The sequence below is a fragment of the Winogradskyella sp. MH6 genome, assembly GCF_022810765.1.
Lineage (GTDB): Bacteria > Bacteroidota > Bacteroidia > Flavobacteriales > Flavobacteriaceae > Winogradskyella.
Window position 1 is genome coordinate 3,099,939 of the sequence record NZ_CP094494.1, and the last position, 23,896, is coordinate 3,123,834.

A 23,896-nucleotide genomic window follows, 5' to 3' on the forward strand; every position below is an offset into this window, starting at 1 on the left:
TGCTCATTTATAATTTATCTCACAATTAACCTTTTATAAAGTTCTCTTCTAATATCTGCTAATTTTATCAAATATATACCTGGTCGAAAACTGCTAACATCTATTCTAGTTGTTGAAGAAACACTTAAACTTTCATTTTCAACTCTTTTTTGTAAGATTAGTTTGCCTGTTATATCATATATATAAAACCCTGTTAATTGATCACTTCCCGAAAGTTTAATATCAACAAATTCAGTAGCAGGATTAGGAAAAACGGAAAATTCAAAATCAAGTTCTGTCCCATCAATTGGATCTTCTATCACTCCACCATCGTCAGTACAATTACTATCAACAAAGACTGTTACTGTATCTTCATCAAAATCAAGTGCATTAAATACTGTAACAGTATATTCTGTCGTCTCAGTTGGTGATACTTGAATAGACTGTGTTGTTTCTCCTGTACTCCAAACGTATTCGTCACCACCGCTTGCTGTTAAAGTTACAACATCACCTAAACAAATTTCCTGATCTTCACCAGCATCTGCTTCTACTTCAGGAATGACGTTAACCGTTACTTGTTTTTCATCATAGCAATCACCTATGTAACCCCTCACTTCGTAAGTTGTAGTTTGAGAAGGACTAACTGCTATATTTGGTTGGGTTGCTCCATTATTCCATTCGTAAGTATTTGCACCTGATGCAGATAATGTAATGAAATCACCACTCATTATATCAACACTTTCTCCATTTAATATCACAACATCTGGATTAGGATTTACAAAAACTGTAACATCATCTGTATCTTCTTGTATACCTGAAGTAACTGTTACAGTATAGGTAGTTGTAGATAATGGACTAACAATTATACTTTGTGTTGTTTCTCCTGTACTCCATAAATAACTGTCTCCTGAACTTGCTGTTAAAACAACTTCATAGGTATCATTTTCACAAACATTCTCGTCTTGTCCAGCAGACACAACTAAAAGTTCTTCAACGGTTACAGTGACTTGTGCTTCTGTTGAACAAGTTGCTGTTGTACCAATAACAGTATATATTGTTGTTTCATTTGGTGATACATTAATTGTATTACTAGTTTCACCTGTACTCCATGCGTAAGTTGAGGCACCCGAAACAGTCAACTGAATACTTTCTCCTTCTACAATAGTTAAATCTTCGGTTATGTTTAGTGTAGGTGAATCATTAACAGTTACAGTTACAGAATCTGAATCTGAATTTCCAAAAGCATCTTCAACCGTTACCGTATATGTTGTTGTTGTATTAGGACTTACAGTTATTTGAGCAGAAGTTTCACCTGTATTCCATGTATAACTTACACCGCCTGAAGCTGTTAATATCGTTTCTTCTCCGCTACAAATCTCTACATCTTCGCCTGCATTAGCAATAAGTTCTGGAACCACAGTAACTGTAACTTCTCCGTTACTGGTACATCCATTTACCGAAGTAGATGTTACTGTATATGTGGTCGTTACAGATGGTGTTACTTCAATTGATTCTGTAGTTTCCCCTGTACTCCATAAATAATTATCACTACCACTAACAGTAAGCGTCGTTGTTTCTCCATCCATAATGGTCACATCATTACTAACAGTAATATTTGGAAATGGATTTACAAATACATTAACATCATCAGTACTTGAACAACCATTAGTTGTCACTTCTACTGAATATAACGTATCAGAAGTTGGAGCAACAGAAATAGAAGCTGTTGTCTCACCTGTACTCCATAAATATTCATTTCCTCCACTAGCAGTAAGTGTTACTGTATCTCCCTCACATATTGTTTGGTCGTCTCCTGCTTCAGCAATAGGCAGTTCATTAACCGTTACCGTTACTGTATCATCATCACTATTTCCTGAGTCATCAAAAGCAGTAACTGTATATGTGGTCGTAACTGTTGGACTAACTTCTATTGAAGCTGTAGTTTCCCCGTTACTCCATAAATAAGTTATTCCACCAGATGCTGAGAGCACAACGGACTCCCCTTGGCAAATAGTTTGATCCAGTCCTGCGTTCGCTTCGAACGCTTCTGGAAAAACCGTTATGACTGATGTATCAGAATATCCACCATCATTAGTGGTAAAAGTAATTATTACTTCACCTACTGTAACTGGAGTAACGATTCCACTCGCATCAACAGTTGCAATAGTTTCATCACTACTAGTCCATACTCCTGATTGGTCTGTTGCATCATTAGGTGTTATGGTAGCTGTTAATGCGATAGTATCTGGAATTAAAATTTCTGCAGTATCCGGAGTTACATCAACACCTGTAACATTAATAACTGGAATAGGAGCTGTATTATCTACTTGGTTAAGATATTCTTCTAATAACGTATAACCTGAAGATTGTACTTGATTATGAATAGTGGCATTACCTGTAATACCTCTTGAAATTAGATAAGCCTCTGGTATGTGAGGATTTGATATATAAAAATCAGTTGGTCTGGTATTATTCGCTGTTGGTATTTCAGCCAAAGTAATACTATATGTAACATCTTGAGATGTGTCTCCGTCAAATTCTGTAATGGCTTTATTTATTGCAGAAGCATCTAATACATCTCTATCCTCTACAACTACACCGTTATCATCAATATATTTATATGCACCTACAAATGGTACTACTTCAGTTTTTAAATCTGACACAGGTTTAATGTTTAATGTACTAGCATTATTGTATGAAAAAGGTGAGTCTACAAAACTTGTTGCAGGTAATTGTTCTATTCTTGGTTGAACAAAATCCGTCCACTCTGGATAATTTGTAGTTGGATCTATATAATTATCGCTATCATATATTTTACCATCTCTTGTACCATAATAAGCTAGATTTGATCTTTCGTTATTTCTACCACCTTTACTGTAATAATTACCAACATGATTAAGTGTATAGGACCAATCATCAAGCCTAATTAGACGAGCAAACCAATTATGAGCAACATTATTAATAATATCCATTCTTACCGCACCACCAATTTTACCAGGTACTCTATGTCCTACATTTACGAAAACATTATTTATAATTGTATGTTCTTCATGATGAGTATCATTTGGAGGGGAAGTATCTCCTAAAATGAGCCCCAAACCTGAATCATGAATCAAACAATTTTGTATTGTTTTCCCTGTTGTAAGTCCTTCCTCAGCCGCATTATTTGAAACCATACTAAATGTAACTTCAGCTGCTTCTACGTGGCTGCCAGTTAAATGGTCAAATATTATATCATCACCACCTTGTGATTGCAAGCATCCACTTACATTTGCAGTTGATCTGAACTTAACATATCTAATAACGACATCATCTATACCTACTAAGAATATTTTACCACCAGTAATAGTGATATTACCTTGTGGTGCTGTTTGACCTGCAATAGTGATACCATGAGCATAATAACCCGGATTACCATTATTACTCATGTATATATCGCTATTTAATTGAATCACACCGCTAACATCAAAAACGATTGTTCTACTATTAATTCTATTAACATCATCCGTTAAAGCCCATCTTAAAGACCCTACTCCACTATCGTTTAAGTTTGTTACGTGTACAACCTCACCTCCTCTACCACCTGTAGAGTAAGCTCCTGCACCCATAGCTGAAGGGAAAGCTAACTGCTGGGAATAAATGTTAGTATAAAAAAGGGATAAAAAAAGTAAAAAGAGAACATAGCATTCTTTTCTAACATGTAGGTTTTTCAAAATTTTCATTTTCATTCTTCTATTAATCAATTATTCGGGGTAAACAATATTAATTATTTAAAATCTATTTCGGAGTCTAAATACATTAATATTCGATTAAAATCATTTTTTTGTAAGAAAACACTTTTAAAAATAACTATTATCCACAAAAACCTAATAAATACGTTTAAATGCATGGTGTTGGACTACAAATAGTTAAATTTTAACTAATAGTAGTTTTTTCTTACATTTTTTTTTCTTACGTCGATAAAATTCGAAATTATAAAATATCTAAAGGTTAACGACTAAGTGAATGTTATGATTATTAAAAAGTTATAACAAGTTTATTAACAATAAGGTAAGTATAAAAACTTGAGATAATGAATGACGAAAGTGAAGAACAACTTTACAATATCAAATTTGAACACCTATATCTTTTTGTACTTTGGACGTATTTTAATGTAAATTATCATATAAATTAATGAATATGTTAATCATTTTTTATTATTGTCACATATAACAATGCATATATGTCTAGAGTCTCCAAATCTTTGAAAAATGCAAAAGTCGGTGTGTTTTTTTTCACCGTATCTATTTTTCTTCAATTTTTTTCTAGAAAGATTTTCTTAGATGAACTTGGTGATGACTTCATAGGCTTAGAATCGACGTTGAGAAGTATTTTAGGCTTTCTTAATTTAGCTGAACTAGGTATTGGAACTGCTATAGGCTTTACACTATACAAACCTCTTTTTGATAAAAATGAAAATGAAATAAATAAAATTATAGCATTACTTGGCGTACTGTATAAAAAAATTGGATTAGCTATTCTAGCAGTTGGAGTAATTATTTCTCTTTTTTTTCCATTCATTTTTTCTGACACAAATTTTTCTCTACTACTTATATACTTTGTATTCTATACCTTAATGACCTCTACTCTATTAGCTTATTTTGTAAACTATCATGCAAGTTTGTTTGGTGCTGATCAAAAAGGATACATTATACAAAAGTATTTTCAGAGTTTTAATATTATCCGTGTATTACTACAAGTAGTTATTGTATTGTATTATAAAAATTTCTACTTGTACATAATATTAGAACTCTTATTCAGTATAATTTACAGCATTGCTTTAAGAAAAAAAATAAAACAAATTTATCCTTGGTTAATTATAAATTATAATGAGAAATCTTCAATAATTAAAGAATACCCACAGATCATTAAAAAGATAAAGCAAGTATTCTTCCATAAAATGAGTCAATTTGTAAAAAATGGAACAGATAATCTTTTAATATATGGGTTAATTAATCTTCAGAGTGTCGCAATGTTCGGAAACTATTTTTTGGTGTTTTCAAAATTAAATAGTCTTATTATGATGGCTTTTGCAGGAACAGGCTCTGCAGTTGGAAATCTTATAGCCGAAGACGATAACGAGAACATAAAAAAAGTATTTTGGGAATTAGTAACAATACAATTTTTTATTGCTGGTTTTTTTAGTTTAACAATCTATCACACTTTAGATAATCTTATTGTTTTATGGTTAGGGGAAAAATACGTACTTTCTCAACTCATCCTTATTCTATTTATTTCAAACTTTTTTGTTATGCAGATTAGTTCGACCATAGACCGTTTTAAAAATGCATATGGACTATATTCTGACGTATGGGCAGCTGTTTTTGAAGCAATTATCAATTTGGCCGTATCATTTATCTTAGGGAAAATTTATGGTATTGCTGGCATAATAATGGGTACTCTTTCTAGTATGTTTATAATTGCTGTACTTTGGAAACCCTATTTTTTGTTTAAACATGGTTTTAAAAAAAATGTTTTAACCTATTGGAAAGGGTTACTACCCATTCTATTTATTTTTGCATTATCTGCTTTTTCTGTGAACTTTTTGGTTGATAAGTTTTTTGTTTCCGATTCAAGCCTGAGTATAATTGATTGGATATTGCATTCAACAAAAATTACCATTTTGGTTCTTGTCATTTACGGAACCTTGTTGTTTAGTTTTATTAAAAGTTTTCGAGTTTTTATTTACAGAGTTAAAAACTTAATAATGCAAAAAATAAGTCATTAATACAGTAAAAACCTAATATATGGTCTTTATGATTTTCAAAATTAATTAAGATGATAAAAAATAAAGCAGATTATATAGAATACTTAAATAGAGATAGAATTGCTTTAGAAGTAAATAATGATTCCTTGTCTAGTAAAATAAAAAATCTTTTTTTTCCAAACCCAGTGTGGCGTTTTCAAAGATTAATGAGAAAACTAGAGTATTACACAAACTGTAAAAACAAAGGACTATACAAAATTTATATTCTATATCTTAAATATAAATATAGGTCAATTTCAATAAAACTTAATTTTTCTATTCCAATTAATATTTTTGGTCCAGGACTTTCAATAGTACATTACGGAACCATCATAATTAATTACACCACCAAGATAGGTGCTAACTGCAGAATGCATGCCTGTGTTAATATTGGTGCATCAGGTGGAGAAATACAAGGTCCTATTTTAGGTGACAATGTATATATAGCACCAGGCGCTAAAATTTTTGGTAATATTAGAATACCCAATAATACTGCTATTGGAGCTAATTCTGTAGTAAATAAATCTTTTGAAAAAGAGCATACAATTATTGCTGGTATACCTGCGAAAGAGCTGGGCAGCATCGATATAAAAAAACTAATTAGGCATGGGTAAAAATGACAAAAAGACCTTAAGAGGCAGAATTTCAAATTTTTATAGAAATTCAAATTTTGGATATAATCTAATGAGACCTTTTTATAAAGTATATGAATTTGGCCTTAAACTTATACCTGATAAGGTTTTTATAAAATGGTATTTTAAAAGATATATGGGTTACTCCTTTGATCTTGACAACCCTAAAACATTAAATGAAAAAATAACTTGGTTAAAATTATATGACAGAACAGACCTACATACACTAGTTGCTGATAAATATACCGTTAGATCTTATATAGCAGATAAAATTGGTGAAGAATATCTAATTCCTTTACTCTATCACACAAAGAATGCCTCAGATATAAAACCTGAAAATTTACCAGATTGTGATTTTATCATTAAAAACAACCATGACAGCGGTGGTTACTTAATTGTTAAAGACAAAGCTTCAGTAGATTGGCCAAAGGTACAGAAACAATTTAAGAGAAGTTTAAAAGAGAATTTTTATTATTCAACAAGAGAATGGCAATATAAAAACATTGAACCAAGGATAATAGTAGAGGAACTATTATCAACAGAAAAAGGAGAAATACCCAATGACTATAAATTTCATTGTTTTAATGGCAAATTAGCTTTTGTACATGTTGATATTGCTCGTTTTGGTGACCGAAGAAGAAATTTATATGATGCCAATTGGAATTTTATACCTTGTGTTTGGCAATATGATAATGGTGAGATGGAAGAAAAACCAGAGTTATTTGAAAAGATGAAAAGTCTAGCAGAAACTATAGCTAAGGACTTTATCTATTCTAGAGTTGATTTTTATGCCGTGAAAGGGAAAATTTATTTTGGTGAAATTACATTTCACCACCACTCAGGTACACAAAAATTTAAAACCCCTGGGTGTGATCTTAAATTTGGAAAACTATTAAAATTAGGTATTGAAAATGAATAAAAAAAAGATTAAAGTTTATTTTGTTTTACCAACATTATTTGCAGGAGGTGCTGAAAGAGTCATAACATTTATTTCTCAGAATATTTCAAAAGAAATATTTACTGTTAAACTTATAGTTATTGGTTTTGAAAAAGATTCTAAGTATAACACAAATGAAATCACAACTATCTATCTAAATAAGAATAAAGTATCTGAATCTATCATTCCTTTATATAAAGTCTTAAAGAAGGAAAGTCCAGATATCGTTTTGAGCTCAATTTCTCATTTAAATTCTTTTATGGGATACATGTCGATATTTTTTAAGAATACAAAATTTATTGGCAGACAAGCTACTATAAATAAAGTTGCAAGAAAACACAAGGCTCAAAAGAATAAAATATTATCTATCATTCTGTCAAAAATTTTTAATTATGGCACAATAAAGCTGGATGTTATAATATGTCAATCTATGGACATGAAGGCTGATTTTTTAGAATCGTATAATTATGATGAGAAAAAAATAAAAGTAATTAATAATCCCTTAACCGACACGGATAAAGTAAAAACAATTAGAAATAAAAATTCTATCAAAAAACTTATAACTGTAGGTCGTTTAAGTAAAATTAAAGGACAACTAAGACTACTAGACATTTTATCTAAATTAGATTTTCCTTTCAAATTTACAATTATTGGTTCAGGAAGTTATGAGGATAAGATTTATGCGAAAATAAAAGAACTGAATTTAGAAGATAAAATCAATCATATTAAGTATACTGATAAAGTCCTTGAGGAACTCATAAAGCACGATATGTTTTTACAAGGCTCTTATTCTGAAGGTTTCCCTAATGCATTATTGGAAAGTTGTGCTGTTGGTGTTCCTGTAATAGCCTTTAATGCTCCGGGCGGAACTAAAGAAATTATTGAAAATAATATTAATGGTTATATAGTAGAAAGCGAAGAAGATTATATTAGTAAGCTAAAAGAAGACAAGATTTGGGATCCTAAAATTGTAAGAGATTCTGTTTACAAAAAATTTAATAGTGAAAAGATTTTAAAAAAATATGAAGATCTTTTTATAGAGATCGCAAAAAGATAGCACATTTTCCGTTTAAACACAGAAAACCTACAATTATCGAGAAAATAAGTATAGTATATTAATTGTTGTTATGTTTGGTACTAATATGCATAATATCAATAAGATATTTATTTTATGACCCCAAATCAGAAAAAAAATATTACCATTCTAAGCATATCACTAGCTAGTGGTGGCGCAGAAAAAGTCATTAGCTTACTTTTAAAAGAACTAAGACATGACTATAATGTTACTTTAGTTTTATTCCATAAAGTTTTGCACTTCCCAGTTCCTGAGGGTGTAGAAATTTTTGCCATGAGCGATAAACATGCTGACAGACCTTTCTACAAGAAGTTTTGTGATTCTATTCGTTTTGTTTTCACCTATTATCGTTTCATTAAAAAGAATAACATAGATATCTCAATTTCATTTTTAGCATTTCCAAACTTAATTAATGGTATTGTTGCGACTTTTAATAAAAACGTAAAAACGATTATTAGTGAAAGAGGCTTTCCTTCAGACAATGTAACAAGTAAGCTATCCTTTTACATTTCTAAGATTTTCTACCCTATTTTGTATAATAAATGTGATAAATTGTTTTCCAATTCGGTGTATATCAATGAAGATTTAAAAGACAATTTTGGTATTAAAATTCCTATGGAAGTTATCTATAATCCAATAGAATTACCAAGCAAAACAATACATCCTGAAAGCCTAAACAATAACACAAACAAGTTAAAGCTTATTACAGCAGGCACCATCAATAAGAGAAAAAATCAAATCATGGTCGTTAGAGCTATTAAGGAATCTAAGCTAGATTATGATTTTTCTATTCTTGGTGATGGAGATTTAAGAACTTATTTAACAGAAGAAATAGCTAAGTTTAAATTAGAAGATCAAATTACACTCAAAGGAAGAGTAAAAAAAGTAAACGAGTACCTCATAGATAATGAATGTTTTGTACTTTCATCGTTTACAGAAGGTTTCCCAAACGCATTAATAGAAGCCATGGCAATTGGTTTACCGAGTGTATCAACAAATTGTTTATCTGGCCCTTTAGAATTATTAAATGAAAACGACCCTATTAACATAAAAAATGGCGAGTTTCATATTGGAAAATATGGTTTGTTGGTCAATAATGATGATCATATTGGGCTAAGTAAAGCTTTAGATTATTATCATCAAAATCCAGCTGAAAGAGAAAGATTTAGTCGTCTTAGCGTAGAACGTGCAAAAGCTTACGAACTAAAATCTATTTACAGCCAATTCAATCAATTTATTAAAAGCTAAGTATATGTGCGGAATTAACGGACTTATAGATAAAACTAAGATGAGCGAAGATCAAATGTCTTCGATACTCAATGCTATGAATAATCTCATCATTCATAGAGGACCTGACGAGGATGGTGTTTTTGCAGAGCAGAATGATAATTGCACAGTGGGTATGGCAATGCGCCGTTTGTCTATTATAGATTTATCATCTGGGAAACAACCTATCTTTTCTGATGACAAGCAGATTGTCATTGTCTTTAATGGCGAAATCTATAATTACAGAGCTATTAAATCTAGATTAGTGTCTGAAGGTGTAACCTTCAACACTACAAGTGATACTGAAGTTATCTTAAAAGCTTACGAAAAATATGGTGTTGAGTCATTTCAATGGTTAGATGGCATGTATGGTTTCAGTTTATATGATAAAAAGATAAACAAGCTTTTTATTGCTAGAGATTTCTTTGGTGAAAAACCATTATACTACACTCAAAATGACAATCAGTTTTTATGGGCGTCAGAATTAAAGTCTATTATAAAAACTATTGATTATAAGCCAAATATCTCAAAGAAAGGATTGAATCTTTATTTTAGACTCACCTACATTCCTGCTCCACATACAATTTATGAAGGCATTCACAAGTTAGAGGCCAATCACTATTTAGAATATGATTTTGAATCATTTCAATATAGTATCCATAAAATCAATCACGAGCCAGCACCAAAAACAGCAGATATCTCTTTTGAAGATGCTAAAGCGAAAACAAAAGAACTGGTTTACAACAGTGTAGATAGCAGATCTATTGCAGATGTTGGCTTAGGTACATTTTTATCTGGAGGTGTAGATTCATCTATCGTGTCGCTTTGTTTATCGCAAGCAACAGACAAAAAGATTGATACCTTTTCAATAGGTTTTAAAAAAGCATCTTATGATGAAACCGATAAATCTCGTGTGGTTGCTAAAATGTTAGACAGTAATCATCATGAATTTATTATAGATGAAGATGATTTAAAGCACAATATCCATGAGATACTGGTGAATTTTGATGAGCCTTTCTCAGATACAGCAGCCTTACCAACTCACCTACTTTCAGAAAAAACCAGAGAGCACGTTACTGTTGCTTTAACTGGTGATGGTGGTGACGAAGTTTTTGGAGGTTACAACAAGTATTACATTGGCAAGATGAACAAAAGGTACACCAGTGTGGTACCAAAAACGCTTCATAAAACTATTGCCAAACTAAGTAATAAGTACTTAATCAATAAAGATGATACACGTGGTAAGAGATTTCAAATTAATAAGTTATTAAACGCTATCAATTACGAAGGTGATTTTTATTGGGATATCATTTCATTAGCTAATACTAGTAAATTGCTTTCTGAAATAATGCAAGATGATTATTACGATAGTGATTTATTTCAAGAGTATAAAGAAGTTTTAGGTAAACAAAAAATTGAATCTCTTACAGACTTTAGGCTTGTAGACAAAATTTTAAGTCTTGAAGGAGGTATGTTAGCAAAAGTAGACAGAACCAGTATGCTAACCTCTTTAGAATGTAGAGCACCATTTTTAAACAAATCTATTTGGGAATTTACCAATACATTACCAGAGAGTTATCTCATGAAGGGTTGGAATAAAAAGTACATTCTAAAAGAAGCTTTTAGAGATCAATTTCCGCAAGACTTTTTAGAAAAAGGCAAAAGCGGGTTTGGCTCACCTACTGGAGATTGGCTAAGACAAAGTCTGCGAAAAGAATTAGAAAGTTATATAGAACCAGAAATGCTGAAAAAACAAGGCATTTTTAAAGTAGACATTATAACCAAATTGGTTCAAGATCACCTTGACAGCAAGAAAGATAGTACGTTTAGGGTATGGTCTTACTACTGCTTTCAAAAATGGTATAAATTTAATTTTCTAAATGAAAACTAAAACAATGGAAAAAAAGAGAATACTAATCATAGCATCATTTGCTGGTTCTTTAATTCGGTTTAGAGGTGATTTTATTAAAAGCTTAGTAGCGAATGGTTTTGAGGTTTTTACAGCTTCACCTAGTTATACCGAAGAGGATATAAAGTTAATAAAAGAGCGTGGTGCTCACCCTATAGAATTTAACCTTCATCGCATAGGTTTAAACCCCTTTAAAGATTTTAAATCTATATTAGAGTTAAAATCCATCATGAAGGAAAACAAAATTGATTTGGTTTTTCCATACACGGTAAAACCTGTTATTTATGGCTCTATAGCAGCTAACATGATCAAGGTTCCTGTAATTTCATTAATTACGGGATTGGGATTTGCCTTTTCAGGTTTCACCCGTAAAGCCAGAATTTTACAGCGTTTCAACGAAACTTTATATAAACTATCAATTAGAAAAAATAAGTGTATTGTTTTTCAAAATAAGGATGACTATCAACTTTTTTTAGACAGAAAAGTGATTTCAAAAAAACAACCGGTGGCGTTTGTTAGTGGTTCTGGTGTTAACTTAAATGAATTCACATTTCAAGAAAAAAATCCGACTGATAAAGTTAGTTTTTTACTCATAGCCAGATTAATCAAAGAAAAAGGTATTGCCCTTTACATGGATGCTGCGAGAACATTAAAACCAAAATACCCTAATGCAGAATTTCATGTTATTGGCGCCTTACAAGCTTCACCTACTGCTATAAGTGCAGATGAATTGCATGAATTGCATGAAAAAAACATTATTGTATTTCATGGTAGAAAAATGAATGTAGATGAATATCTACACAAAAGCGATGTATTTGTATTACCTAGCTATTATAGAGAAGGCATACCAAGAACAACATTAGAAGCCCTCGCTTGTGGAAACCCAATTATTACTACAGATTCTGTAGGTTGTAGAGAGTCTGTAAAAGAAGGTGTAAACGGAAAGTTAATAGAGCCTCAAAATTTAGAAGCATTAATTGATGCTATGGAATTCTTTATTACTAATCCTGATAAAATAAAGGAAATGGGAATAAACAGCCGTAAATATGCTGAAGAACGTTTTGATGTAAAAATCATTAACAACGATTTAATTGAACTTATCAATAAATCATTAAAATAAAAGCTGTTAATTTATTTTAAATTTATAGATCAGGATAACGCAAATAACCAACAAATAATCAACCTATTATGTATAAGTTATTTTTCAAAAGACTAATCGATTTTATGATTGCTTTGATAGGACTTTTAATTCTTTCTCCAATCATAATTACAATTATAATTTTATTAGCCATAGCCAACAATGGTAAACCGTTTTTCTATCAAAAGAGAACAGGGAAGCACGGAAAAATCTTCACTATCGTGAAACTAAAAACAATGAACGACAAAAAAGATGCAGAGGGTAATCTTTTACCAGATCATATAAGAATTACTAAAGTCGGTGATATATGCAGACGCTACTCTTTAGATGAAATTCCACAGTTATTTAATATGCTGAAAGGAGATATGAGTTTAATTGGCCCTCGTCCTCTTCTTCCAAAATATCTACCACGTTACACTAAAGAACAGTTTAGACGCCATAATGTTACGCCAGGAATAACAGGATGGGCACAAGTTAACGGTAGAAATGCCATAAGCTGGGAAGAAAAGTTTAAGTTAGACACATATTATGTAGATAATCAATCGTTTATTTTAGATTGTAAAATCTTCTTTAAGACTATACAAAATGTGATTGGTAAAAAGGATATAAATTCTTCTACTAATCAACCTATGCCTGAGTTTATGGGTACCGAAGGTAAAGTTGATTAGCTTATCCTATTTGTTATATGTCAATACACTTAGATTTTATCTTAAATCTTTAGTATTTAAAGTATTGAGTCTTCAATTTAACAACGTAAATATTTACCTTTTATCGTCTTTATTTGGGATAAGCAACAATATTAATGCATCTTTAAATCGATTTTAGATCGTGTCCCAAATCCCTCTAAGACATGAAATTGATAGAGTAATGATTAATTACTTAAACAATTTTTACTTATGAAACCGAAAATATGGTTGTCTTCACCTCATATGAGTGGAGCAGAACAGACTTACATAAAGGAAGCTTTTGATACCAATTGGGTCGCTCCATTAGGACCTAATGTTAATGGATTTGAAAAAGACTTAGAATCTTATCTAAAAGAAGATAGACACGTAGCAGCATTAGCATCTGGTACTTCTGCCCTTCACTTAAGTTTAATATTACTCGGAGTTACAACCGGAGATGAGGTTATCTGTCAGAGTAAAACATTTTCAGCTTCGGCTAACCCTATTATTTACCAGGGAGCTACACCTATTTTTGTTGATAGTGAAGCTGATACTTGGAATATTTGCCCTATTCAATTAGAAACAGCAATTAAGGATAGAATATCTAAAGGCAAGAGGCCTAAAGCGATTATTGCTGTACATTTATATGGAATGCCATATAAAGTAGACGAAATCCATAAAATTGCTGAAAAATACGAAATCCCAGTTGTTGAAGATAGCGCTGAATCTCTAGGAAGCCATTATAAAGGTCAGAATTGTGGTACTTTTGGCGATTTGTCCATTCTTTCTTTTAATGGAAATAAGATAATTACCACTTCTGGAGGTGGAGCATTAGTTGCAAGAACTGAAGATCACAAAAAACAAGCTGTCTTCTTAGCTACTCAAGCTAGAGACAATGCACCTCATTACCAGCATACTCATATTGGTTACAATTACAGAATGTCTAATATTGTTGCAGGTATAGGCAGGGGACAAATGACAATTTTAGATAGTCATGTTGAAAAGCGTCGTTCTAACCATGAGCTGTATTTCAATACTTTTAAGGACAACAATCAAATAACCTTTTTACAAGAACCTGAAGGTCATTTTTCTAATCGTTGGTTATCTTGTATTCTTTTAGATTCTTTTGAGACAAGAGAAGGATTAAGATTGGCTTTAGAGAAAGAAAACATAGAATCTAGACCTTTATGGAAACCTATGCACCAGCAACCCGTTTTTAAAGATGCGCCAAGCTATCTAAATGGTGTTTCAGATGAACTGTTTAATAGAGGGTTATGTTTACCTAGTGGATCAAACCTAAGCAAAGAAGAATTAGATAGAGTAATTTCAGCTATAAATATGTATTTTGCAGTATGTTAGAAAAATTTCTAAATAAAATATCTCAGAGATATGCCTCTAAATGGCTGGTACTGCTATTTGATACAATGGTTGTAGCTGCAACTTTTTTCTTAGCATATTTAATCAGATACAACTTTGCTCTAGATTTTGATTTTTCTACACTTCTAAAACAAGTACCATACGTAATGATTGTGGCTGCTATAAGCCTAATTGCTGTAGGAACTTATAAAGGAGTTGTACGATTTACAGGTTTTAAAGACATACTCAACGTTGTCATTGGAGCAAATATCTTAGCAACAATACTAATTTGCTGTACCTTTTTAAGCAGAAAACTGATAAGCGACAATGAAATTTTTAATATTTCTGGATCAATTATATATATTCATTTACTATTGAATATTCTCTTCTTAATTGGAGCTAAGTTATTTATCAAATCTTTATACAATCAAATTACACAAGACGTTCATAAAACTGCTAACGTTCTTATTTTTGGAGCTGGTAATTCAGGGATGTTAACTTATGACGCTATTCAAAATGACACAAAAAATGGCTTCGAAGTTGTTGGATTTATAGATGATGACGAAAGGAAAATAGATAAGAAAATAAACTTAGTTACCGTTTATGGCCTTTCTGACATAGATGAAGAATTCATCAAAAAGAATGATGTTGAAGATGTTATTATCTCAATCCAGAATATTGACCCTACAAGATTACTTCAAATAACAGGTAGTTTATTCAACCTTGGTCTTAAAGTCAAAATTGTTCCTCCTGTTCAAAGTTGGATAGATGGAGATTTAAGTGTTGGTCAAATAAAAGAGGTTAAAATTGAAGATTTATTAGGAAGAGATCCTATAAACATCAAAAACCCTGACTTAATAGACCTGTATGACAACAAAGTAATACTTATTACAGGTGCCGCAGGCTCTATAGGCAGTGAAATTTGTAGAAAAGTTAGTCTTTATAACTATAAAAAACTCATACTTATAGATAATGCAGAGTCTGCTTTATACGATATTCAACAAGAGTTTAGACAACAAGGTTTAGATAATATTGAAGCTATTGTTGCAGATGTAAGAAACAAGACTAGAATAGATCAAATATTTAATCAATATAAGCCAAAAATTGTTTTCCATGCTGCAGCATACAAACATGTCCCACTAATGGAAAACAATCCATTTGAAGCTGTTAGTGTAAACATTGGAGGTACTAAAAATGTAGTTGATATTGCAGTAAAACATAGTATAGATAAGTTTGTTTTAATTTCTACCGATAAAGCCGTTAACCCAACCAATGTAATGGGTGCAACTAAGCGTATTGCTGAGTTATACGTTTCTTGTCTTAAAGGAAAAGGACATACTAAGTTTATAACAACTCGTTTTGGAAACGTATTAGGTTCTAATGGTTCTGTTATTCCACTTTTTAAGAAACAGATTGAAAAAGGCGGTCCTTTAACAGTAACCCACAAGGAAATAACACGTTATTTTATGACGATTCCTGAAGCATGTCAACTCGTATTAGAAGCAGCAGCCATGGGTAATGGCGGTGAGATATTTGTGTTTGACATGGGAGAACCTATAAAGATTTTTAACCTTGCCAAAAACATGATAATATTATCTGGTTTACGTTATCCTGAAGATATAGATATAAAAATTACTGGTTTACGACCTGGGGAGAAAATTTATGAAGAATTATTAGCTGATGGTGAAAACACAAAAAAAACCTATCACGAAAAAATAATGATTGCAAAAACCAGATATGTTGACACTATAACAGTTGAAAAACAAATCAATAAATTGACAAGTATTAACTCCCTAACACAACCGTTAGAAATTGTATCGTATATTAAAGCATTAATCCCAGAATATATATCTAATAACTCCACATATGAAGTTTTAGATTCAAAGAAATAATCAAATCAAGCAATACAAAAAAATTACTCCTAAAAACAAAAACATGAAAACACGCAACTTTGTACTTCAATTAATAGCTATTTTAGTTTTTACTTCTTGTGGATCCAGAAAAGATATTGTTTATTTTCAAGATGAGCCTATTGAAGATGGTGTTTTAGTTTCAGAACCCAAACCAATAATATATAAACCAGATGATATCCTAACTATTAATGTATCTGCATTAGATCCAGACACAGTAAAACCATTTAACCTTATGGTTGTATCTAATAACGATACAAATTTATTAAATGCTGGAGGACAACAACAATTTCAATCTTATCTAATAGACTATGATGGAAATATTGATTTCCCTGTACTTGGTAAGTTAAAAGTTGCTGGTTTAAATCGTACAGAATTAACAGCAATGTTAGTTGAAAAAATAAGTGAATATGCTAATAATCCAATTGTTAATGTCAGACTGTCTAACTTTACAATTACTATTTTAGGTGAAGTTAGGAATCCAGGTACATTCACTATAAAAGATGAAAGAATTACTGTTTTAGAGGCCTTAGGACTTGCAGATGATCTCACTATATTTGGAAAGCGCAAAAATGTTTTACTTATCAGAGAGGTAGATGGTAAAAAGAAATTTGCTAAAATAGATTTGACCTCTGTTAATGCCGTAAACTCACCTGTTTATTATCTTCAACAGAATGATGTAATCTATGTTGAACCAAATAATGCAAAAATTAGAGCCTCATCATACAACCAAAACAATAGTGTTTTGATATCTGCCATAGGCACACTTACAACTATTATTGCTGTATTCTTGGTAAGAAATTAAGAAGGTAATTACAATTTATGAAATCCAAAACACCCACTGTAGACTTAAAACAAACATTAGAATTATTCCTTTCATATTGGAAATGGATTCTTCTATGTGTAATTATAGCCATAATGCTCGGTTTTACGCATCTTCGTTATGCTGATTATGAATACAAAGCAAATGCAACCATAAAAATTAGAGACGAAGAGCAATCTCAAAAATTACCAAGTTTAGATGATGTTAAGGCGAATGGTTTGTTTTCGGGTGGTGCAGATAAAATTAAAGATGAGATTAGAGTTATTAGATCTAGAGAAATTGCTGAAAATATAGTTAAAAATTTAGATCTTAATATTAGATACTATGCTGACGGAAAAATAAAAGAAAAAGAATTTTACAAAGATTCTCCTATTAAGATAAATTTCTATGAAAGTGATTCTATTATTGATAAAATAGGCAGAGTCTTATTCATAAAAATAAAATCACCAACTCAATATCTGCTTTTCAACGAAAAAGAGCAGTCTCTATTTGATGACAGAGAGGATGCTGATGGGAAACTATATGATTTTGGAGAGAAAGTTAACACGCCTTACGGAGGCTTTTATATAGTCCCTAATGATGGTAAATATGCCCCAAAACCGGGAACAAACATAAAAATCGCTATTATTCCTGTAAGAAAGTTAATTAATGCATATTCTAAAAACGTAACTATATCCACTGAAAAAGGTTCTAGTGTCATAGGTTTAGAACTTAAAGAAACTGTAGCACAACGAGCCATTGATTATTTAGACGAGCTCATCAAAGAATACAATAATGATGTGCTTAAAGATAAAGAGGAAGTTGTAAAAGTAACATCCGATTTTATAACAAATAGACTTCAAAAGGTATCTAAAGAATTAGAAGAGGTTGATTATACTGCTGAGGAACTTCAAAAGCGAAATAATCTTACCGCTTTAGGAGCTCAAGCTGACCTTAACCTACAAGCTAACAAACAGTTAGAACAACAAATAGCAAGTACTGCTACAAATATTCAGCTTATTTCTTTCTTACAGGAAGAAATTCAGGCTGAAGGCAGAAGTAGTGACATGCTTCCTGCCGACGTAGGTATTGGAGATGCTTCAACAGCACAAATGATTGCCAGCCATAATGAATTAGTTGCTGAGAGAAATCGAATACTAAAAAATTCTAGTTCAAAAAACCCTGTAGTTATTAATCTTAACGATCAAATCAACGCACTTAAATCTAATTTAGAACGTTCGTTAAGCAATATGAAACAAACTTCTGAATTAACATTAAATAACTTAAACAAGGAAAATTCAAGAATTAGAGGTCAACTTTATGCCGCACCTACAAAAGCAAGACAGTTTAGAGATATCAAAAGACAACAAGATATCAAGGAATCTTTATACTTATATCTTTTAGAAAAGCGTGAGGAATCAGCTATTAGACTTGGTATGTATACTCCAAATGCTAAAATTATAGAGAATGCATACTCCTCTTTCATGCCTATTGCTCCTAAACCTGCTATTATTTATCTAGCTTCTTTAATTTTAGGTTTAATGATTCCTATTGGAATTATTTATCTGATAAATCTTTTGGACTCTAAGATTTATAACAAGAATGATCTAGTTAATATGCTAGACATACCTTATTTAGGTGATATTCCTAAAACATCTAAAAAACAAAAGCTAATAAAGCGTGTTGATTATTCTCCTAAAGCTGAAGCATTTAGAATAGTAAGATCTAACATTGATTTTATTCTTAGAAATCAAAAAGATCAACAAAAGAGAATATTTATTACATCTACTAAAGCCCAAGAAGGGAAATCACATACTAGTACTAACCTAGCAAGCTCAATATCATTTTCAGAAAAATCGGTCTTATTAATCGAAATGGACATACGTGTTCCTAAAATTTTAGATTATTTAGGAATTAAAGAAAAACCAAAAAAAGGCTTATCAGATTACTTAGCTGATAGCTCTATTAAACCTCAGGATATTGTTGTAAAACATCCAGAGAACGAATTTTTATATATAATTCCTTCGGGTACCATCCCTCCTAACCCTTCAGAATTATTAATGAGTCCAAGGGTAACTGAGCTTTTTAAATATTTTGAAAAGAAATATGATTATATAGTGGCTGACACATCTGCTGTTGGATTAGTAAGCGATACTCTACTTATTTCAGAACTTGCAGACTTATTCATTTATGTTGTTAGCGCTGATAACGTAGATAAAAGAAGGCTTGTTAATATAGCTCAACCATTATTTGAAGACAAACGCCTTCCAAATATGACAATGCTATTAAATGGTATCAAACCAGGCAAAAAGGGATATGGTTACGGGTATGGTTATGGTAACAATCCAAACAAGAAGAAAAAGTGGTATAGCTTTTCTTAAAAAATATATTTCGAAAAAATTTAATATTTATGAAAACCTTAATGCTACATAGTGTTGGTTGTGAAAACGATAATTGGTACAGGAAATGGCTTTCTATTTCTCTAGATCATTTTGAGAATTTTTGCAAATATCTAGTTAATAATAATTTTGAAACTGTATTTCTAGATTCATGGGCTAAGGATCCTAATGCAAAAAATAAGGTTGTTCTCACTTTTGATGATGGTTATTTAGATAACTGGGTTTACGCATATCCAATATTAAAGAAATATGGATTGAAAGGTACAATATTTGTAAATCCTGAATTTATTCAAAATGAGACTGAAATTAGACCTAACCTTGAGGATGTATGGAGTAAAAAGATAGATGAATCTAAACTTGCTAAGCTAGGTTTTTTAAATTGGTCCGAACTAAGTTTAATGCAAGATTCAGGTGTGATTGATATTCAATCTCACAGCATGAGTCATGATTTTTATTTTTATTCGAATAAAATAGTAGACATTTACACAGGACAACCAAAATATAATTGGTTACCATGGTTATCACAACCAAAAAGAAAACCTTACTATATCAATGAGGATCAATCTAAATTTGTTGACGATGGACTACCTATATTTGAATATGATAGAGCTTTGAGAGTTAGAAGATATATACCAAATGACAAGTTTGTTGAATATTCTATAAATGAATTTTCAAAATTAGGTGATACACTAGACAAAAAAAAGTTCATTGAAAATTTAAACGAAAAGCTAGAAGAATTTCCTGGCAAATTTGAATCAGATGAAGACATGCTAAATCGCTTCAATTATGAACTAGCAGAAAGCAAACGAATAATAGAAGAAAAACTAAATAAACCTGTTGAGTTTATATGCTGGCCTGGTGGAGGTTTTAATCAATCTAGCGTAAATGTTGCGGAAAAGGCCAACTACAAAGCTATGACAGCCAATGCAAAAAAAACTGTATCGCTAAATTTAGATGATATGCAGATTATTAAAAGAAATGCAATGACATCATTTATACAGACTTCTAAAAGAAACCATTATATTAAAAATCCTCAATTTTTAGTAACTTTATTCAAATATCACAATGGTAGTTTGTTGAATAAATATAAGTACCGTTTTCGTAAATTAGTTCTCGTTATTCTAGATAAGCTGTTTTAATAAGGTTAGACCTTACGTCTTTTCCTCTCAGTCTTCAACAGGGTCAATTCTCTATTGGTTTGGCCTGCAACAGAAGTGTTCTCCTCTGCCCTTCTTATAAGATAAGGCATAACATCTTTAACCGGACCAAAAGGAATATATTTAGCTACATTATAACCTTCAGCTGCTAAGTTATAACTAATATGGTCACTCATGCCATACAATTGACCAAACCAAACATTATTATCCTCTTTATGAATATTATATTTTTCCATAAGCTCCATAGCTAAGTAACAACTAGCCTCATTGTGTGTACCAATAAAAACAGAGATGTCACTTAAGTTTTCTAAGATATAAATGAGTGTATTATTAAAAGTATCGTCGGTTTCTTTTTTATTCTCACAAATAGGTGATCTATAACCTTTTTCCTCTGCTCTATTGCGTTCTTTTTCCATGTATGCACCTCGTACAATCTTCATCCCAATATTAAAACCTTCTTTCTTACCCTTCTCATGTAATGCTTTAAGGTAATCTAACCTATCCCAACGATAACATTGAAGCGTGTTATAAACAATCGTTTTACCCTTATTGTACTTGCGCATCATATCTTCTACCAAATTATCTGCTGCATCTTGCATCCAACTTTCTTCGGCATCAATCAAAACTTCAACATCCTTTTCTTTGGCTAGTTTGCAAACAGCATTAAATCTCCCAACAATTCTGTCCCACTCATCATTTTCAGAAGCTGTTAGCGCTTTTCCTTCGGTTTTCTTTTGATATAACAAGAACCTTCCGAATCCTGTAGGTTTAAACACTACTATTGGCATAGCGTCCCTTTCATCACAGAAATGAATAATCTTTAAAATCTTTTCAAGGGCATTATCAAACTCCTCTTCCACTTCTTTACCCTCAACCGAATAATCCAAAACAGAGCTCACACACTTTGTATAAAGCTTATCTATAACAGACAAGCAATCTTCCTCATTAACACCACCACAGAAATGATCGAAAACTGTTGACCGAATTAAACCCTCCACAGGCAAATTAGCCTTAAGCGCAAAGTTAGTCGCAGCTGTTCCAATACGAACAAGTGGCTGAGAAGATATCATTTTAAACAAGAAATAAGCACGCTCCAATTCAGAATCAGATTTTAGTGCAAAAGCAGTTGCTGTATTTTCAAAGAGAGAACGATTAATCATAGATTTTAGAAAATAAATATTGCAAATATATTTAATCCTTTGCTTACTTTTTTCTAAAAAAAGGGAGTATTTTCACAGCAAAATTGAGGAATTAACAAAATGAAATCTATAAAGACCAAAAATGCCATTGTTCACTTTAATGATAATATCTACAAAGAACTTAATGCATATATAAAATCCTCTAACCCTTCAAAAATATTTGTGCTTGTAGATACAAACACTCATGATGCATGTTTACCCAAGTTTTTGTCTCAAGTTGAATCTGGTGATATAGTTGTAGAGGTTATGGAAATGCCAGAGGGAGAAGACCACAAAACCATTGATATTTGCACTGGAGTATGGGAAGCTATGTCGGAGTATTACGCAGACCGAAAAAGCCTAATGATAAATTTAGGAGGAGGAGTTGTAACTGATCTAGGAGGATTTGTAGCCAGCACCTTTATGCGTGGCATAGATTACATTAATGTTCCTACATCTTTACTAGCAATGGTAGACGCCTCTGTTGGTGGTAAAACAGGTGTAGATCTTGGCAATCTAAAAAATCAAATAGGTATCATTAGCGAAGGTAGTATGGTCTTAATAGACACCTCGTTCTTAGAAACTTTACCTAATAATCATATGGTTTCTGGTTATGCTGAAATGTTAAAACACGGTCTAATTCAAAATAAGTCTTACTGGAACACTCTTGTAAATTTTGAGAATTTAGATGGCTCTGCTTTAGATAACATGATTTATGATTCTGTTGTCATAAAAAACAACATAGTTTCTGAAGACCCAACTGAAAAAGGACTCAGAAAAGTCTTAAACTTTGGGCATACTCTAGGCCATGCCATTGAAAGTTACTTTTTAGGCAATGGAGATAAAGTTCCTTTATTGCATGGCGAAGCTATTGCTATAGGCATGTTGCTAGAAGCCTATGTTTCTACAAAAACTACTGGATTATCAGAAGAAGAGTTTAAAGAAATTGAAAAAGGTATATTAAAAACCTTCTCTAAGGTTGAAATAACCGAGAATGATCAAAAAATTATTATCAATCTGTTACAATACGACAAAAAGAACAGCCACGGTAAAATAAAATTTGTTTTACTTGAAGCGATTGGTAAACCTAAAATAAATTGCGAAGTTGATAATGATATTATACTAGATGCATTTAAGCATTATAATTCTTGAAGAAATAAAAAAACCTTAGCGAAGTGCTAAGGTTTTTTTATTTACTATACTTTATACTATAGCTCATTAAATATTGTATGCATTAAGCGTTTTTTGTCATTTATGCTTTCTTCTAGAGATATCATAGTCTCTGTTCTGTAAACACCTTCAATATCATCTATATTAAAGATAATATCCTTAGCATGCATGGTATTTTTTGCTCTAATTTTACAAAAAATATTGAATTTCCCTGTAGTAATATGCGCTACTGTAACATAAGGGATACTCTCTATACGCTCTAAAACAAACTTTGTCTGAGATGTATTCTGAAGAAAAATACCCACATAAGCTATAAATGAATAACCTAGTTTCTTATAATCTAATGTAAGCGAAGAGCCTTTAATGATTCCGGCTTCTTCCATTTTCTTAACACGTACATGAACTGTACCTGCAGAAATCAATAATTTTTTTGCAATATCTGTAAAAGGAATACGCGTATTATCTATAAGCATATCCAATATTTGGTGGTCAACTTCGTCTAATTTAAACTTTGGCATAATTGTATAATCTTTAAACT

17 protein-coding genes are annotated in these 23,896 nt (G+C 31.5%); 14 read left to right on the plus strand and 3 right to left on the minus strand.

Going from position 1 to position 23,896, the window contains the following annotated elements; translation table 11 throughout:
* Positions 1 to 14 precede the first annotated feature (14 nt).
* On the minus strand, positions 15 to 3,692 hold the full coding sequence (locus MST30_RS13875; RefSeq protein ID WP_243472004.1) for a T9SS type A sorting domain-containing protein: 3,678 nt from the start codon (positions 3,690 to 3,692) through the stop codon (positions 15 to 17).
* Positions 3,693 to 4,222: 530 nt separating this feature from the next.
* Between MST30_RS13875 and MST30_RS13880 the strand changes: the two genes are divergently transcribed.
* The 13 genes from MST30_RS13880 (at position 4,223) to MST30_RS13940 (ending at position 20,992) form a co-directional block, all read left to right on the plus strand.
* Positions 4,223 to 5,746 carry a lipopolysaccharide biosynthesis protein gene (locus tag MST30_RS13880; protein WP_243472005.1) on the plus strand — a complete coding sequence of 508 codons (1,524 nt, stop codon included), beginning with the start codon at positions 4,223 to 4,225 and terminating at the stop codon, positions 5,744 to 5,746.
* Between the two features lie 50 nt (positions 5,747 to 5,796).
* Complete coding sequence (locus MST30_RS13885) at positions 5,797 to 6,378, plus strand: serine O-acetyltransferase (RefSeq protein ID WP_243472006.1); 582 nt, start codon at positions 5,797 to 5,799, stop codon at positions 6,376 to 6,378.
* Positions 6,371 to 7,315 (plus strand): ATP-grasp fold amidoligase family protein, encoded by a 945-nt coding sequence (locus MST30_RS13890; RefSeq protein WP_243472007.1) that lies wholly within the window; start codon positions 6,371 to 6,373, stop codon positions 7,313 to 7,315. Before MST30_RS13885 ends, MST30_RS13890 begins: the two co-directional genes overlap by 8 nt.
* Entirely contained in the window at positions 7,308 to 8,390 is a 1,083-nt protein-coding gene (locus MST30_RS13895) for a glycosyltransferase (protein ID WP_243472008.1), read from the plus strand. The genes MST30_RS13890 and MST30_RS13895 overlap by 8 nt, the downstream gene beginning before the upstream one ends.
* Before the next feature lie 114 nt (positions 8,391 to 8,504).
* Complete coding sequence (locus MST30_RS13900) at positions 8,505 to 9,656, plus strand: glycosyltransferase (protein WP_243472009.1); 1,152 nt, start codon at positions 8,505 to 8,507, stop codon at positions 9,654 to 9,656.
* A gap of 4 nt (positions 9,657 to 9,660) precedes the next feature.
* Positions 9,661 to 11,565, plus strand: coding sequence for an asparagine synthase (glutamine-hydrolyzing) (gene asnB / locus MST30_RS13905; RefSeq protein WP_243472010.1), 1,905 nt, complete (start codon positions 9,661 to 9,663; stop codon positions 11,563 to 11,565).
* Positions 11,566 to 11,569: 4 nt separating this feature from the next.
* Positions 11,570 to 12,703 (plus strand): glycosyltransferase family 4 protein, encoded by a 1,134-nt coding sequence (locus MST30_RS13910; protein ID WP_243472011.1) that lies wholly within the window; start codon positions 11,570 to 11,572, stop codon positions 12,701 to 12,703.
* Between the two features lie 68 nt (positions 12,704 to 12,771).
* Complete coding sequence (locus MST30_RS13915) at positions 12,772 to 13,389, plus strand: sugar transferase (RefSeq protein WP_243472012.1); 618 nt, start codon at positions 12,772 to 12,774, stop codon at positions 13,387 to 13,389.
* 228 nt (positions 13,390 to 13,617) lie between these two features.
* Positions 13,618 to 14,745: a DegT/DnrJ/EryC1/StrS family aminotransferase gene (locus tag MST30_RS13920; protein ID WP_243472013.1), complete on the plus strand. Its 1,128-nt coding sequence runs from the start codon at positions 13,618 to 13,620 to the stop codon at positions 14,743 to 14,745.
* Positions 14,739 to 16,634, plus strand: a complete 1,896-nt coding sequence (locus tag MST30_RS13925; RefSeq protein ID WP_243472014.1) for a polysaccharide biosynthesis protein — start codon at positions 14,739 to 14,741, stop codon at positions 16,632 to 16,634. Before MST30_RS13920 ends, MST30_RS13925 begins: the two co-directional genes overlap by 7 nt.
* A 43-nt stretch (positions 16,635 to 16,677) precedes the next feature.
* Positions 16,678 to 17,457, plus strand: a complete 780-nt coding sequence (locus MST30_RS13930) for a polysaccharide biosynthesis/export family protein (RefSeq protein WP_243472015.1) — start codon at positions 16,678 to 16,680, stop codon at positions 17,455 to 17,457.
* 17 nt (positions 17,458 to 17,474) lie between these two features.
* Positions 17,475 to 19,835, plus strand: coding sequence for a GumC family protein (locus MST30_RS13935; protein ID WP_243472016.1), 2,361 nt, complete (start codon positions 17,475 to 17,477; stop codon positions 19,833 to 19,835).
* Between the two features lie 29 nt (positions 19,836 to 19,864).
* The gene (locus MST30_RS13940; RefSeq protein ID WP_243472017.1) at positions 19,865 to 20,992 is read left to right on the plus strand and encodes a polysaccharide deacetylase family protein; all 1,128 of its coding nucleotides are present in this window, start codon (positions 19,865 to 19,867) and stop codon (positions 20,990 to 20,992) included.
* 5 nt (positions 20,993 to 20,997) lie between these two features.
* Here MST30_RS13940 and MST30_RS13945 read toward each other — a convergent pair whose 3' ends face one another.
* Positions 20,998 to 22,170 (minus strand): proline dehydrogenase family protein, encoded by a 1,173-nt coding sequence (locus MST30_RS13945; protein ID WP_243472018.1) that lies wholly within the window; start codon positions 22,168 to 22,170, stop codon positions 20,998 to 21,000.
* Between the two features lie 99 nt (positions 22,171 to 22,269).
* Between MST30_RS13945 and aroB the strand changes: the two genes are divergently transcribed.
* Positions 22,270 to 23,340 (plus strand): 3-dehydroquinate synthase, encoded by a 1,071-nt coding sequence (aroB, locus tag MST30_RS13950; RefSeq protein ID WP_243472019.1) that lies wholly within the window; start codon positions 22,270 to 22,272, stop codon positions 23,338 to 23,340.
* Positions 23,341 to 23,396: 56 nt separating this feature from the next.
* Here the strand turns inward: aroB and MST30_RS13955 are convergent, their stop codons facing one another.
* Complete coding sequence (locus MST30_RS13955) at positions 23,397 to 23,876, minus strand: Lrp/AsnC family transcriptional regulator (RefSeq protein WP_243472020.1); 480 nt, start codon at positions 23,874 to 23,876, stop codon at positions 23,397 to 23,399.
* Between the last annotated feature and the right edge of the window lie 20 nt (positions 23,877 to 23,896).